This window comes from Virgibacillus litoralis, from assembly GCF_017873675.1.
GTDB lineage: Bacteria > Bacillota > Bacilli > Bacillales > Amphibacillaceae > Lentibacillus > Lentibacillus litoralis.
This window is the reverse complement of the sequence record NZ_JAGGKK010000036.1, coordinates 1-15,206: the sequence shown is the minus strand read 5'-3', so window position 1 is coordinate 15,206 and position 15,206 is coordinate 1. Positions and strand designations below refer to the sequence as shown.

Below are 15,206 nucleotides of genomic sequence, written 5' to 3'. Positions count from 1 at the left end.
GTGGGAGCTGAGGCCTAGATGAGACTACGCAGCGACGTAGGAGCAAGGAGGCTCATCAGCCGCCCACGGAAAGCGAAGTGTATTTCCGTAGCGGTTTTATTGCACCCAACTAGTTCGCAGTTTATATCTAATCTGCCATGGTTGCACTTATGCCGTAAGAAAGTAGTTTTTCATTCTTAACTGCAAAAATCTGAACTAATTCGAATTCTATTTCAAGAATTTTGAGTCATAGTTCGGATTTTGCTTTGACTAAATACTTTTGTCCCAGCCACTTTCTCTGGCCAGTTCAGTAAAGATACTGCGTAACTGTAGGATTGAACTCTAAAGTATAGTGGCTAAGAAGTAAAGCACCCCTTATAAACACCCCTATAACGATCCGCCGGGTTTACTTAATTTGCTGGAGGATTTTCCAGTACTGTAATTCCATTCTGTTCAAGTTGTTCCCAGTCTGTCACGGTCGATTTATCCAGTATTACAATTTCTAAATTTTCGAGTTTCATAATATCTTCAGCATTTCCTCTAAAGGAACTTTCTTTAATATCCAAATAAGTGATTTTATCTAAGGCAGACGAAACAGAACTTAAATCGTTTAGAGTTGGTCCAATAAATGTCACTTTATCCAGGTTTGGAATTACTTCCAAAAGATGTTCAGGAATGGTGGCTTGATTTAAGGTAAGCGACGTTAATTGTGACATGGAACTAAAGTGTTCGAGATCCCCTTTTACGTCATAGATACCACTTGATTCAGAAGCATCTATCTTTAATGTTTCTACCTCCTGAAGGTCATCTTTTGTTAAATTCTCTGGATTCTTATTAATGGATTCACCTATTGATTCCAATACTAACCCTTGCATATCAAGTGTGTATTTTAGTTGTACTCGTTCTTGATCTTTACCTTCAAAGTATCCATCGGAAGTATACTTTTCGGTTACGATACGTTCTCCGTTTTTTGATAAATAGGTGAGCATCGCTGACTGCAACTCGTTTTCGTTTTTCCAGGTAATTTGAAATAGAATACCAAGGTTTCCTTGCTTAAAGTCTTCTTCATTAAAAGACATGTTTTCCGCATGATTAAATTCATCAGACTTGAAATAAACGAACTCACTAGTTAAATTAGTATTGCCTGTTGATGGGTTAGTTTTTTCGTAAGTAAGTCCTTCTCCGTATTTTCCATACAATGATTTGGCCTCCTGTAAGGTTAAGTCATAATTGAAACTCTCTTTAATTTGTTCAGTTCTTGGTTTTACTTTAGAGGAGAAATCGATTGGATTGTTTCTCTCATTTGGCTCCTGGTTTTCTTTGTCAGCAGATTGGTCAGAAGGGAAAGGCTGTTGAAAAGGATTCTCTGAACCTGCATAATAAATAAAACCACTAACCAAGCCAATAAAGAATAATGCTGTAACTATCTTTGGGAAAGCGGTAAATTGTTTCTTTTTATGAGGTGTATTTTGCTTCCATTCATAAAATCGCTCACGGTCCGCATTGGTAAACAAGGGTTTTTCACTTATTTTCCGGTCAAGAGACTTTTTAAGATCTTTATTATCCAAGGGTCCATTCCTCCTCACTGACATGTTTTTTTAATAGGCTTTTGGCTCGCTGCATTCGAGTTTTAATTGTTGAAACAGGAGTACCTGTGACTTCGGCTATTTCCTTCAATGACATATTTTGCTGAAACGTTAAAATCATTACTTCTCTATTCTTGATGGGTAAGTTTAGTATTGCTTCTGCAAGCTCATCCCATTGTTCTTGTTGAATAACAGCTTTTTCTGCATCTTGATGATCCTTTTGGTCCAGCCACTGCTCTTTTACGAGTTTGATACGATGGAGCGGTGATCGCAAATAATCTTTGCAGCGGTTGATGGCAATTCTTACTACCCAGGTTTTTAACTGATATTTGCTATCATATTTTTCCCATTTCCTATATACAAGGATTAGCACTTCCTGAAATAAATCATCGGTCGTGTGGAAATTTTTAACGTACGAATAAATTATTCGTTTGACGGCTTCACCATAATGATTCATGATAAATTCAATTGCTTGATCACGAGTAAGGTTAGTTGTGTTATTTGTATATTCGGTCACCAGCTCATCTCTCCTTCCCTACATTATTTAACGATTGGGATCGAGCTAAGGTCTGTTTTAAAGTTATTTTCTTCTTATTTTCTTTTTAGAGCCTTTATTTGCAGTTAAGAATCCAATAGCCTGCCGAATGCTCAGCCACCATCTATCCATAAAATGAATTTGTAATCGAATTAAAGAGGTGTTTTCATATTGCAAATTTGAGGTTTTGCGGACACCAGAGACCTTATTTGGTAAAAATTCATGAAAATGTTGTGTTGACGGACACCAGGGACCTTATTTAGCACAAATGCCCTCTAATAACCATGATATATGAAAAATAAGGGCTTCTGTGTCCGGATAATTCCGAAAATATCACTTTTTTATAGAAATAAGGTCTCCTGTGTCCGTTAATAAATAAAAGTCTTAGATTCCGTTAACCTTTTGTAGAAGTTAAAGAGTACCCCGTTCGTCCGCATTTATTATAAAAGTGAATTTGTAATCAAGCTAGAGAGTTTTTTCATACAAAAGTATAAATCCTTTCTTACTGTATAGGTGCAACTAAGGCCTATCTTATATTAAGGCTTGCCGATAAGCCAAGTTTTCTAATCAATTTTTCTTATACAAATTTAGTTGTTGACAAAATACCTACACGGGTATATTATTGGAATTGATTTGATAAAATTTTGAAAGGGGAAAGCAATGAGTATAGCACTTGTCATATTAATAACTTTCATCTTATTGTTTCTCTATCAAAGGTATATGCCAGTCTTTGGGATTGGCAAAATGGACCGGAATTATGTATCCTATTCTAAAGAGGATGTTGCAATAGTCGACACAAGAGATTATCAGGATTCGTTTAATGATATAATAGAACAAGCCTATAGCATTCCTGTGCCATATTTAAATCGGCATTTTCATGATATTCCAGATAAAAACATTGTTGTAATTGCTTCAGACTTTGTAGGTAAAAATGTAAGTACAAGAATTTTGCGAAACAAAGGCAAACGTGTTGTAGGGTATCATATGGTAAAAGATTAACGGAAGGAGTGTCGTTAAGATGCAATATGATGATCAAATGAAAAATAGAATGAAGCGTATTGAAGGGCAAGTTCGAGGTTTATTGAAAATGATGGAAGAAGAAAAGGAATGTCGTGATGTCGTGACTCAAATGTCGGCTGTTAGAAGTGCGATAGACCGTAGTGCAGCATTAGTCGTCAGCACAAATCTTGAACAATGCATTCGTGAGGAAAAGGAAGATGGAGAAACATCAGAAGACCTTATTAAAGAAGCAGTTAATTTACTTGTTAAAAGTAGATAAACAGATGAGGTTGACAATTTTTTTTAAGTCCATTACTATACTAATTGGGTTAAGCAAAAAGGTTAACCCTTTTTTTAAAAACGGAATAATACCCATACAGGTATATGTATTTAGATTGATTTAATTTAAAAAGGAGAATGCGGAATGTCAGATCAGAAAAAAACAACAATTGTTTTGTTTAGTGGTGATTATGATAAAGCAATGGCAGCATATATCATAGCGAATGGTGCAGCTGCGTATGACCACGAAGTAACTATATTCCATACTTTTTGGGGACTTAATGCACTTCGTAAAGAGAACCAGGTTCCAGTTAAAAAAGGTTTAATGGAAAAGATGTTTGGGAAAATGATGCCAAGAGGCGTTGATAAAATGGGACTTTCCAAGATGAACTATCTAGGAATGGGTCAAAAGATGATAAAGAATGTTATGAAGAAGCACAATGCAATGCCTCTACCTCAGTTAGTAGAAATGGCACAAGAACAAGATGTAAACCTAATTGCATGTACCATGACAATGGATTTGCTTGGACTCCAAAAAGATGAATTACTTGATGAAATTGAATATGGAGGAGTAGCAGCATATATTGGTGAAGCAGAAGATGGAAATGTAAGTTTATTTATTTAGCAGTTAAGTATAAGGTCTTCCGAGTTAATGATAACGTGAACTCGTTTCAAATTGAATCGAAAGGTCACTCATCAAGTCTTAATGAAATTTTTTTAGCTCTTAATATACCCCATTAGGTATGTATTATAATTTTATACTAGCGGGGGAATATAGAAATATAACTAATTGGAGGGGAAATCATGAAGGAAATTACAACGAAAGATTTAGCAAAAAAATTAAAAGATGAAGAAAACGTGAATATTATCGATGTGCGAGAAGATGATGAGGTAGCTCAAGGGAAAATACCAGGTGCAACCCATATACCGCTTGGTCAAATCCCGGAAAGATTAAATGAAATTGATAAAGATAAACATCATTATATGGTGTGCCGTTCCGGGGGAAGAAGTGGAAAAGCAAGTGAGTTTCTAAAAGAACAAGGATATGATGTAACGAACGTGGCTGGCGGAATGCTTGATTGGAAAGATGAAGTAGAGAAATAAAGGAGGAGTTAACATGGCTATTACAGCAAATGAAACATTAGATGCAAAAGGGTTGGCTTGTCCAATGCCAATTGTTAAAACAAAGAAAGCTATTACAAACTTAGATCCAGGTCAAGTGATGGAAGTGCAAGCAACTGATAAAGGATCTACTGCAGATATTAAAGCTTGGGCAGAGAGTACAGGTCATCATTATCTTGGCACGGTTGAAGAAGATGATGTATTGAAGCACTATCTACGAAAAGCAGATGATGCAGAAGCGAAGGAAGAAACAAAACATGAAGAAGTTACAGATTTGGAAGAACTTCGCAGTAAAATAGACGGCGATGAGGATATTGCGATTTTGGATGTTCGTGAGCCTGCAGAATTTGCCTTTGGGCATATTCCTGGAGCTTTAAATATACCTCTGGGAGAACTTGAAGAAAGATTTAAAGAGTTAGATAAGGATAAAGAACTGCATGTGGTTTGCCGTACAGGAAACCGGAGTGATTTAGCGGCTCAAAAACTAACTGAAAAAGGGTATAAAAATGTAAAAAATGTTGTACCAGGAATGTCCAAATGGGAAGGTTCAACAGAAAAAAATAACTAAAAATAAATTGGAGGAATTTGAAATGGCTAATGCAAAAGTAGCAATTATTGCTGCAAACGGAAGTTTATTTGATGCTTATAAAGTATTTAATGTAGCTACAGCAGCTGCAGCTTCTGATGAAGATGTTGGAATATTCTTTACGTTTGAAGGGTTGAATTTAATTCATAAGGAAGGACATAAAAACTTGCCGCTTCCTGAAGGGAAAGAGCACTTCCAAGAAGGATTTGAGCAAGCAAATGTTCCTTCTATTGAGGAACTTGTAGGTATCGCCCAGGAAATGGGTATCAAGTTAATTGCATGTCAAATGACAATGGATGTTATGAACTTAGAAAAAGATGCATTTATTGAGGGGATAGAAGTTGGCGGTGCTGCTTCATTTATCGACTACGCAAAGGATGCGAATATAACATTAACATTTTAATTTAGGAGGGGAAAAGTATTATGTCACAAACAATGACAACAAAAGAATTAGCAAAAAAAGTTGTTAATCATGAGGAAACGTTAATTTTAGATGTTCGTAATACAGATGAATTTGATGACTGGAAAATTGAAGGCGGAAAAGTAGAAGTAATAAATGAACCGTATTTTAATTTGTTAGATGGTGTAGATCCTGTAGCTGAAAAACTTAATAAGGATCAGGAGATTATCGTTGTCTGTGCAAAAGGCGGATCATCACAGATGATAGCTGAGATGATGGAAGAAGAGGGTTTCACCAATGTGTATGATCTTGAAGGTGGAATGAAAGCATGGAGCGAACATTTAGAACCAGTGAAAATTGCTGACTTAAAAGATGGTGGAAGTCTTTATCAATTTGTCCGTCTAGGTAAAGGGTGCTTATCATATTTTATTGAATCTAATGGTGAAGCAGCAATTGTGGATTCAAACCGCATGATTACTAATTATGAAAAATTCGCGGATGAAGAAGGTGTGCAGATTAAGCACCTAATTGATACTCACTTACACGCCGATCACATATCTGGTGGTCATGAGTTAGCAGAAAAAGTGGATGGAACTTATCATCTTCCTCCAAAAGATGCAGAGGAAGTCACATTTGACTATGCTGCACTTGAAGAAGGTAATGATATAGTCGTTGGAAATACAACCGTTAAGGTACAACCTGTTTATTCGCCTGGACACACGCTTGGAAGTACTTCACTCATTATTGATGATAAGTACTTGTTAACAGGAGATATTCTATTTGTGAAATCAATTGGCCGTCCTGACTTAGCAGGAAAAGCAGAAGATTGGGTAGGAGATCTTCGTAACACGCTTTATAGCCGTTATAAAGAGCTTTCTGATGATTTAATTGTGTTACCTGCACACTACTCATTTGCAGAGGAACTAGGGGATGACGGTAGTGTATCAGCTCGTTTAGGAGATCTTTATCAATATAATGAAGGTTTACAAGTAGATGATGAGAATGAATTTAGAAAAATGGTGACGGAAAACCTTCCGCCACAGCCAAACGCTTATGAAGATATTCGTAAAACAAATATGGGTAAAATAACACCTGAAAACGAAAAACAAAGAGAAATGGAAATTGGACCTAACCGTTGTGCGGTTCAAGGATAATAAAAGGAGGAAATAATAATGGATTCAGCAAAATTGTTAGACGCAAAAGGAATGGCATGTCCTATGCCTGTTGTGAAAACAAAAAAGGCAATGAAGGATATTAATACAGGTGAAGTTTTAGAGGTTCATGCAACCGATAAGGGAGCTAAAAGCGACTTGGCTGCATGGGCAAAATCTGGTGGTCATGAATTACTAAAAGATACAGAAGAAGACGATGTACTCAAATTTTGGATTAAAAAAGGATAAAGGAGACCCAGTAGCATGGGTCCCCTCTTATTAGGGGGATAAAATATGGAATACAGTATTATATTTTTAGTAACAATTTTTCTTATTGGGTTTATCGGTTCTTTTGTTTCAGGAATGGTTGGAATCGGTGGCTCTATCATTAAGTATCCTATGCTATTATATATCCCGGCAATGGTAGGTCTATCTACATTTACTGCTCATGAAGTTGCTGGTATAAGTGCCGTTCAAGTTCTATTTGCCACTATCGGTGGTGTTTGGGCATACCGCAAAGGCGGCTATTTAAATAAGACGTTGATCATTTACATGGGAATCAGTATTTTAATCGGTAGCTTTGTCGGTGGGTATGGATCCCAATTCATGACAGATGCGGGAATTAACCTAGTATATGGTGTATTAGCAACAATTGCTGCTGTTATGATGTTTGTGCCAAAAAAAGGACTTGATGACATACCATTTGACCAAGTTACGTTTAATAAATGGTTAGCAGCATCTCTTGCTTTGATTGTAGGAGTAGGAGCGGGTATTGTCGGTGCAGCGGGTGCATTTATCCTAGTACCAATTATGCTGATCGTTTTGAAGATACCAACGAGAATGACGATTGCGACATCATTAGCAATTACATTTATTTCTTCAATTGGTTCGACGACAGGTAAATTGCTGACTGGTCAGGTTTTATTTATTCCAGCTATAATTATGATCATAGCAAGCTTAATAGCATCACCACTTGGCGCGAAATTTGGCCAAAAAGTAAATACAAAAATTCTGCAATGGATTCTAGCTATTCTCATACTTGGAACAGCTATCAAAATCTGGTTAGATATTTTTAGTTAATAGCAGCTTTCTACAAAATTGTTGCTTTTTCCAAAATATTTTGAGTGGTTGTCACCGCAACTGTGGAAAAATGCGAGACTCTTAGAGCAGCAAGAAATACCCAGCAGTGAGCGTAATTTGTTACGACTAGACCGAGTTGCTGTCCAGGTAAGCTTGTGTTTTTTCCACAGCGTCGGTCAACTTTAACTTATAGGATGCGTTACAATTTATAGATGATAGCAACAAAATTGCAGAAAACAGCCTTAATAAGATTTTAATTAATAGAAAGCCAATCTGTCATGATTTGCTTTCATTATAGGGGGAGTTGTCGTATGGAAATGATTATTCAATGGATAATAATTATTGGTGCAGCATGGTTTGTATTTAGTCGTTTTATGCCTACTAAGGGTATTTCAAATATTACGACGCAAGAAGCAAAAAATAAATTCAGTGAAAAAAATGGTGCACAGTTTATTGATGTGAGAACACCCGGTGAATACAAAGCGAATCATCGAAAGCCTTTCAAGAACATTCCATTATCCGAGCTGGCAAACAAATCAGCGGATTTGGATAAAAGCAAAGAAGTAGTTGTAATTTGCCAAAGCGGAATGAGAAGTATGAAGGCTTCTAAAATACTAAAGAAAAAGGGATTTGAGAAAGTGAATAATGTAAAAGGTGGCATGGGGGCCTGGGTATAGAAAAGAACGGCAAATGGCAAATCAATTCACATCTCATGGGGTAGCAACCGACTTAAGGACAAAAAAGTCGATATTCCTGACGGCAAAGATACCCGTCTGATTAAAGCGTGCCAGCCACCATCTACTTTGAAAAAGGCAGAGCATAAATACGTTAGTGCATTTGGTTACAAAGCAGAGGATATGGTTGGTTGAAATGAACGATTGGAAAAGTCAGCTTAAATAAAATTAACGAGCTATTTAAAAGGAGATGACTATTATGTTTCATTATACAGTTGAAACAACCAAATCATTAGAGGAAGCTATCCAATCACTTGAACAAAGCTTGAAGGAAGAAAAATTCGGCGTGCTCTGGCAATTTGATGTTAAAGACACATTGCAGAAAAAGGGGTTTGAATTTAATCAGCCTTTTCAAGTTCTAGAGGTTTGTAATCCAAAAGAAGCGCAACGAGTGTTATCACAAAATCAGCTGGTAGGTTATTTTTTGCCATGTAAAATTGTCGTTTATGAAGATGCTGGAATGACTAAAATTGGTATGCCAAAGCCAACTGCATTAATCCAAATGGTTGAAGATGAATCCCTTAATGAAATTGCCCGTGATATCGAAAATAGAATGATTTCTTGTATTGATAAAAGTATTTAAACAGAGAGGACAATGGGTATATCACTTATTCCCATTGTCCTTTTGATTAGCAATTGAGAAAGTTCATCTAACTTACTGCAGAATTAGAATCAAGATCCTGATCAGCCTCATTTTCGGATTTTCCGATAATTAGAGCACCCGCTGCGTCTCCTGTGATATTCGTTGCGGTACGGAACATATCCATGAAACGGTCAACACCAGCAATTAATGCAATAGCTTCTAGAGGCAAGTTTACAGCAGTTAGAACTAGTACTAGCATGACTAATCCAGCCCCTGGGACTCCGGCAGTACCTATTGAACCAAGAGTTGCGATTAGAACAATCATTAACATTTGCCCAAAAGATAATTCAACTCCAAATGCTTGAGCTGTGAATAGTGTTGCAACACTCAAATAAAGTGATGTACCGTCCATATTAATTGTTGCACCTAACGGCAATATAAAACTTGATATCTTTTTCGATACGCCTAAATTGTCTTCGGTACATTTTATCGTGACAGGTAATGTACCAGAACTGCTTTGTGTACTGAATGCTACTAGACTGGCTGGAGCAATTCCTTTGAAAAACTGGATTGGATTCATTTTTCCAAGCGTTTTAACAGCAATGGAATAGGTGACCAGAACATGCACGATACAGGCGATGGCAACGACGGAAATCAGCTTAATCAAAGGAAGCAGGACGGTAAGACCGTACTCCCCAATAATTGGTGCTAATAAGCCGAAGATACCAATAGGGATGAGTTTCATAATAACCCAGGTGATTTTATACATAATTTCTGCAAGCCCATCAAAGAAATGATACACTGGGTCTGCTTTTTTCCCTACCATTGTGATTCCAACACCTAAGAAAAGTGAAAAGAAAATGATTTGCAGAATATTTCCACTTGATAAACTGGCAAGCGGATTAGTTGGTATAATGTTGAGCAATATGTCGGTAATGCTGCCTGTTTCAGTTGCTTCAGGAATTTCTCCGGCATTGGAGATATCAACCCCAGCTCCCGGCGAAAACAATAATCCTGCAAATAGGCCAATGGTAACCGCTACAAGTGTTGTAGCTAAGTAATAACCAATAGTTTTTCCACCTATTCTTCCAAGCGTTTTCATGTTTCCTGTGCTAGCAACTCCTACAATTAGTGAAGAGGCAACCAACGGTACGATAATAAATTGAATAAGACGTAAAAATAAATCCCCTAATGGCTGGACAATTTCAATGCTGGGTCCAAAAATAATCCCTGCAATAATAGCTAAAACAAAAGCAATTAAGATTTGCGGGAGCAATCCTATTTTTCTCTCCATTAAATCTACCTCCTTTAATATTTTTGGAATGTTTTAGTAAGATTAAAACAACCCTTAAATTCATATTTAATAAATATGTTATGTCCATTTAATTAATACATTGATAAGTATAAAAGTGGACTTTTACTCCATAAATTTATGTGTTAACAGTTACATAATTTGGTATTTTACACCAAATTCTTTAAAATTCGGTTTATTCCTTAATAATTTATAGCTACTATTAGTTCATGGCAACTAAATGGAACAGAACGTAGCAAATAACGTTTAAACAGGCTAAACAACGATTAAATCGTTTTGATATTTCCTGTCGTTTCAATATAAGCTATTATAGTAAGTTAAAAAGTTTGGGAGGTGAGAGCATCTATAAAGGTGGAACAAGTGAAATATCAATACCAAATGACATAAAAACAGAATTTCATTTTCGCAAGCCTGATAAAAATGATGGTGCTGCAGTTTGGGAACTGATTAAAGATACTGGGGTTCTTGACCTAAATTCTTCTTATAGCTATTTGATGTGGTGTGAATTATTCTCTGAAACATCCATTGTTGCTGAAAGAGAAGGGAATACGGTTGGTTTTATTTCCGGATTTATTCACCCGGATAGCCCGGACACACTGTTTATTTGGCAGGTTGCCGTAAATGAATCCGAGCGTGGCAGAGGTCTAGGAACGAAGATGTTGTATCAATTACTAAATCGTACATTTTGTGAAGAAGTTTCTTATGTTGAAGCAACTGTCTCCCCATCAAATACACCATCTCAGCATTTATTTAAAGGTCTTGCGATGAAACTTGAAACGAATTGTTTAATAAATGATTATTTTTCAGCTGACGACTTTCCTCGAGAAGGTCATGAAGATGAACTATTGTTTAAGATTGGACCTATCAAGGAAGAAAATAAAATTATAAAAGGATGATAAAATGGCAACAGCAGAACTTACTGATGCGAAAATGAAAACGTTTGAAGAATTGGAATCTGCGGTAAGAAGTTATAGCCGAGGTTGGCCAACCATTTTCCAGAAGGCCAAGGGATATAAAATGTGGGACACAGATGGAATAGAATATATTGATTTTTTTGCAGGGGCAGGTACACTTAATTATGGTCATAATGACCAAACCATGCAGGAAAAAGTAATTGAATATATTCGTAATGATGGAATTATTCATAGCCTCGATATGGGAACTAACCCAAGAAAAGAATTTCTTGAACGCTTCAAAGAAGTAATTCTTACACCTCGCGAGCTCGATTACAAAGTAATGTTTCCAGGACCAACCGGCACCAATACTGTTGAGAGTGCATTGAAAATTGCTAGGAAAGTAACAGGGCGAGATTCGGTAATTAGCTTTACCAATGCATTTCATGGCATGACAATTGGGTCGCTCTCTGTAACAGGGAATTCATTTAAGCGTCATGGGGCAGGAGTTCCGTTGCACCATTCGGTTTCAATGCCATTTGATGATTATGTGGAAGATCAAGATACAATTGCTTACCTGGAAAGATTTCTTGAAGACAGCGGAAGTGGAGTTGCGCTGCCAGCTGCAATTATTCTGGAAACTGTTCAAGGAGAAGGTGGCATTAACGCTGCAAGAATGGAATGGCTGAAGAAAGTAGAAACGTTATGTAAGCGCTGGGACATTTTATTAATAATTGATGATGTTCAAGCGGGTAACGGACGTACAGGTACGTTCTTTAGCTTCGAACCTGCTGGGATAAACCCTGATATTGTCTGCCTTTCAAAATCAATCGGTGGATTTGGTTTACCAATGGCAATTACGCTAATTAAACCAGAGTATGATAAGCATTGGGGCCCAGGAGAACATAATGGTACTTTCCGTGGGAATAATCTTGCATTTATTGCAGCAACTGAAGCATTATCCAATTGGGAAACAGATGACTTTGCTTTAGCAGTTCAGGAAAAAGCATCCTTCTTGAGTAAAAATGTAGAAATGATTATAGACAAGTATCCTGAACTTAAAGGTACACCACGTGGAAGAGGTTTAATGCAGGGAATAGCCATCGACGTTGATGGACTTGCAGATGATATTTGTGCAGAAGCATTTAATCGTGGCTTAATTGTAGAGACTTCAGGACCAAATGATGAAGTTATTAAATTCCTACCACCACTTATTATTGATATAGAAGGACTTGAAAAAGGATTAGGAATTCTTGAAGATAGCATAAAACATGTTCTTGCTAAATAGAATAAACTACAAAAAAATACAACGCTAAAGGGGAATTTGATATGATCGTAAAATCACTTGAAGATATAAAAGGAACAAAAGATGAAACATCTGGAGAGAACTGGACGAGTCGCAGATTTATTCTAAATAAAGAAAAAGTCGGCTTTAGCATGAACGATACAATTATAAAAGCAGGCACAGATAATTTCTTCTGGTATAAAAACCATATCGAAGCAGTTTATTGTATAGAAGGAGAAGGAGAAGTTGAAAGTCTAAAAACTGGTGAAGTCTTTCAACTAAAACCAGGAACAATGTATCTTTTAAATGATTACGAAAAGCATAGACTCCGTGCCAGAACACAAATGCGCATGGTGTGTGTATTTAATCCTCCATTAGTTGGAACTGAAACACATAATGAAGAAGGATATTATCCACTGCTAACAGAATAAGAATTGATTAAGGTAAGAAATCAGGTTGTTCCTGTTTTCTTACCTTTTTTTACAGTTTAAGAAACTATAAATTTTAAGAGCTGTGGATAACCTGGACTCCCGAATCAGCCATGTCCAACTCCGACGTACAGGACGTACTAGTGCCGGTGATGCCACAGGACGTGGCGTTCTCACCGGCCAGCGCCTAGCGCCTAGTGGACTTCCTTCCCCGTGTCTACGATAAGTCAACATCGAATCGCTTACGCTCTTCGTGTATCCTTTATCTCACACGGGTCAGTCCAGTCCATACGGCGCTGAACAGGCGCTTGCGCTTTTGTTGCAGTTAAGAGAGTTTAATTAAATACTGTGCACTCACCATTAAGGCTTGTACTCCAAAGTATAGGGTGGTTTAATCCGAAGAACCCTTTAACGAAGTGGTTTGAAATTAAATGATTTATAAAGCTTTGAATAATCACATCACACGTTGGAATTATAAAGATATGAGATACCTTCTAATATTTTTCGCGATAGTTCTATTCTCTTTATTTCCGAAGTCACTGATTGCAGAGGAAATGATTACAGTGAAGCTTGTAAATCATATTGATAAAACATCAGAATTAAAATTTCAGTTTAAAGGAGAATATCATACGCTTGATCCTATGTTATCACTACAAGAAGGAGTGAATTATTCTTTAACCGTTACAAAGAACGATTTTTTTATTTTGGAGGGTGCGGGTAAAAAACTGAAGATAAAAGAATCCTTAGTCCTTATTCCAAAAGCTTATGGTAATGATCATCGTATTACTGTGAATGATAGGCCGTATTTGGGAGCCATGGAATTTATGATAGAGGACAAAAAATTCATTCGTCCCGTTAATCAACTGCCACTTGAAGATTACTTGAAGGGAGTTGTACCAAATGAAGTTTTCCCATCTTGGGGACTCGAAACGTTGAAGGCACAAACATTGGCAGCGAGAACATATGCCGCCACCCATACATCGGGAATTATTGATGATACAATTCGCTATCAGGTCTATGGTGGTTATACGTGGTATAAAAATACTACAAAAGCTGTTGAAGAAACACGTGGTGAGGTAATCACCTACCAGAATAAGCCAATTAACGCCTTTTATTCTGCAAGTAATGGAGGGGTTACTGAGAATAATGCGCATGTATGGGGCGGAAAATCATTGCCATATTTCCCGGTGAAAAAAGATCCATACGATCCAATTCATCCTTGGGAGTTTAACCTGAACGAAGTACAAATTCCACTTAACACAATTAATTGGGACAACCCACACTGGTGGAAGGAAATAGTGGAGAAGAATCAAGATATCACATCATCGATGAAAGGTTGGCTGCAGCGAAATGGTTATTCTGGAGATATTAAAATTCTCTCCATACCTAACTTTGAATTATCCAATAATAGGCATGAGTCTGAGCGTAGGATAAAAGGATCGATTACAATCGAGTTTTTACATAGGCTACAGGAGGGAACTATCCTATTCGAACAGATTGTACTTGATGATGTAGCGATAGATCATATCCGTCCATTAGTTGGTGGAACTATTTTTAAGAGTTATTTAATTGATTCACTTGAAAAAAATGAAGGAACTTACACGATGAAAGGAAGGGGCTTTGGTCATGGTGTAGGAATGAGTCAATGGGGGGCACACATAATGGGACAAAAAGGAAGTAGTTACAAGGAAATTATTCAGTTCTATTATCCAGGGACCTCGATTACGGATATGAATAGTGATTAGATATTGGCCAGGTATAATAAATTTGATTAATAGGTTTAGTATTAGATAATAAGGGGAAAAGAATTTAATGTACGGAATGTTATCGATATCAAGTATATCCCTTCATAATGGTATGGAATTAATTTACAGCTAAAAACCTAAAAAAAGTTCTTGAAGCTTATTGACTATTTTCATGAATAGCTGTAATATTGATCTCGCTGTGAAAAAATGTAGCTAACTGTTATTGCTTAGACGGCAGAAAATGTAGTTGCTAACACTTTTTGAAGCAAAACTTTCGTATTGACAGCGTATTGATAGAATGATATATTAAATGGGTTGCGCAAAAAAGCAACGGGATATATTAAAAAATATCTATTGACATTTCTGATGTTAATGTGGTATATTTAAAAAGTCGCCATTTTGAGAGGCGGCAATGAAATTTGCTCCTTGAAAACTGAACAAAACAACCAGTATGTCAAGAAAACAGGTTAAAAGTTAAACTTTTAAACCCTGATTTCAATTATTAAAGC

At 36.7% G+C, this 15,206-nt stretch carries 18 protein-coding genes; 15 read left to right on the top strand and 3 right to left on the bottom strand.

What is annotated here, in order from left to right; genetic code table 11:
• Nucleotides 1-389: 389 nt before the first annotated feature.
• Nucleotides 390-1,547, bottom strand: a complete 1,158-nt coding sequence (locus J2Z82_RS19015) for a hypothetical protein (RefSeq protein ID WP_209482372.1) — start codon at nucleotides 1,545-1,547, stop codon at nucleotides 390-392.
• The gene (locus J2Z82_RS19010) at nucleotides 1,540-2,082 is read right to left on the bottom strand and encodes a sigma-70 family RNA polymerase sigma factor (RefSeq protein ID WP_209482371.1); all 543 of its coding nucleotides are present in this window, start codon (nucleotides 2,080-2,082) and stop codon (nucleotides 1,540-1,542) included. The genes J2Z82_RS19015 and J2Z82_RS19010 overlap by 8 nt, the downstream gene beginning before the upstream one ends.
• 678 nt (nucleotides 2,083-2,760) lie before the next feature.
• Here J2Z82_RS19010 and J2Z82_RS19005 point away from each other — a divergent pair.
• The 11 genes from J2Z82_RS19005 (at nucleotide 2,761) to J2Z82_RS18955 (ending at nucleotide 9,034) form a co-directional block, all read left to right on the top strand.
• Nucleotides 2,761-3,099: a rhodanese-like domain-containing protein gene (locus J2Z82_RS19005; RefSeq protein ID WP_209482370.1), complete on the top strand. Its 339-nt coding sequence runs from the start codon at nucleotides 2,761-2,763 to the stop codon at nucleotides 3,097-3,099.
• Nucleotides 3,100-3,118: 19 nt separating this feature from the next.
• Nucleotides 3,119-3,379 (top strand): metal-sensitive transcriptional regulator, encoded by a 261-nt coding sequence (locus J2Z82_RS19000; protein WP_209482369.1) that lies wholly within the window; start codon nucleotides 3,119-3,121, stop codon nucleotides 3,377-3,379.
• Nucleotides 3,380-3,523: 144 nt separating this feature from the next.
• Nucleotides 3,524-4,003: a DsrE/DsrF/DrsH-like family protein gene (locus J2Z82_RS18995; protein WP_209482368.1), complete on the top strand. Its 480-nt coding sequence runs from the start codon at nucleotides 3,524-3,526 to the stop codon at nucleotides 4,001-4,003.
• A gap of 179 nt (nucleotides 4,004-4,182) precedes the next feature.
• Nucleotides 4,183-4,482: a rhodanese-like domain-containing protein gene (locus J2Z82_RS18990; RefSeq protein ID WP_209482367.1), complete on the top strand. Its 300-nt coding sequence runs from the start codon at nucleotides 4,183-4,185 to the stop codon at nucleotides 4,480-4,482.
• Between the two features lie 13 nt (nucleotides 4,483-4,495).
• A complete protein-coding gene (locus tag J2Z82_RS18985) occupies nucleotides 4,496-5,068 on the top strand; it encodes a sulfurtransferase TusA family protein (RefSeq protein WP_209482366.1) in 573 nt (190 codons plus the stop codon).
• Between the two features lie 22 nt (nucleotides 5,069-5,090).
• Nucleotides 5,091-5,489, top strand: a complete 399-nt coding sequence (locus J2Z82_RS18980; protein WP_209482365.1) for a DsrE/DsrF/DrsH-like family protein — start codon at nucleotides 5,091-5,093, stop codon at nucleotides 5,487-5,489.
• Between the two features lie 20 nt (nucleotides 5,490-5,509).
• Complete coding sequence (locus tag J2Z82_RS18975; protein WP_209482364.1) at nucleotides 5,510-6,640, top strand: MBL fold metallo-hydrolase; 1,131 nt, start codon at nucleotides 5,510-5,512, stop codon at nucleotides 6,638-6,640.
• Between the two features lie 18 nt (nucleotides 6,641-6,658).
• A complete protein-coding gene (locus tag J2Z82_RS18970; RefSeq protein WP_209482363.1) occupies nucleotides 6,659-6,886 on the top strand; it encodes a sulfurtransferase TusA family protein in 228 nt (75 codons plus the stop codon).
• A 45-nt stretch (nucleotides 6,887-6,931) separates the two neighbouring features.
• Entirely contained in the window at nucleotides 6,932-7,717 is a 786-nt protein-coding gene (locus J2Z82_RS18965; protein ID WP_209482362.1) for a sulfite exporter TauE/SafE family protein, read from the top strand.
• A gap of 317 nt (nucleotides 7,718-8,034) precedes the next feature.
• On the top strand, nucleotides 8,035-8,394 hold the full coding sequence (locus tag J2Z82_RS18960) for a rhodanese-like domain-containing protein (protein WP_390313735.1): 360 nt from the start codon (nucleotides 8,035-8,037) through the stop codon (nucleotides 8,392-8,394).
• A 256-nt stretch (nucleotides 8,395-8,650) separates the two neighbouring features.
• On the top strand, nucleotides 8,651-9,034 hold the full coding sequence (locus J2Z82_RS18955) for a DUF302 domain-containing protein (protein ID WP_209482360.1): 384 nt from the start codon (nucleotides 8,651-8,653) through the stop codon (nucleotides 9,032-9,034).
• 67 nt (nucleotides 9,035-9,101) lie between these two features.
• Here the strand turns inward: J2Z82_RS18955 and J2Z82_RS18950 are convergent, their stop codons facing one another.
• Entirely contained in the window at nucleotides 9,102-10,328 is a 1,227-nt protein-coding gene (locus tag J2Z82_RS18950) for a dicarboxylate/amino acid:cation symporter (protein ID WP_209482359.1), read from the bottom strand.
• Between the two features lie 383 nt (nucleotides 10,329-10,711).
• On the opposite strand from J2Z82_RS18950, the gene ectA reads away from it, so the two are divergent.
• The 4 genes from ectA (at nucleotide 10,712) to J2Z82_RS18930 (ending at nucleotide 14,697) form a co-directional block, all read left to right on the top strand.
• Nucleotides 10,712-11,242 (top strand): diaminobutyrate acetyltransferase, encoded by a 531-nt coding sequence (gene ectA, locus J2Z82_RS18945; protein WP_209482374.1) that lies wholly within the window; start codon nucleotides 10,712-10,714, stop codon nucleotides 11,240-11,242.
• A gap of 4 nt (nucleotides 11,243-11,246) precedes the next feature.
• The gene (gene ectB, locus J2Z82_RS18940) at nucleotides 11,247-12,527 is read left to right on the top strand and encodes a diaminobutyrate--2-oxoglutarate transaminase (protein ID WP_209482358.1); all 1,281 of its coding nucleotides are present in this window, start codon (nucleotides 11,247-11,249) and stop codon (nucleotides 12,525-12,527) included.
• Nucleotides 12,528-12,568: 41 nt separating this feature from the next.
• Nucleotides 12,569-12,955, top strand: a complete 387-nt coding sequence (locus J2Z82_RS18935; RefSeq protein WP_209482357.1) for an ectoine synthase — start codon at nucleotides 12,569-12,571, stop codon at nucleotides 12,953-12,955.
• A 428-nt stretch (nucleotides 12,956-13,383) separates the two neighbouring features.
• On the top strand, nucleotides 13,384-14,697 hold the full coding sequence (locus tag J2Z82_RS18930) for a SpoIID/LytB domain-containing protein (protein WP_245251804.1): 1,314 nt from the start codon (nucleotides 13,384-13,386) through the stop codon (nucleotides 14,695-14,697).
• The last annotated feature ends 509 nt before the right edge of the window (nucleotides 14,698-15,206 follow it).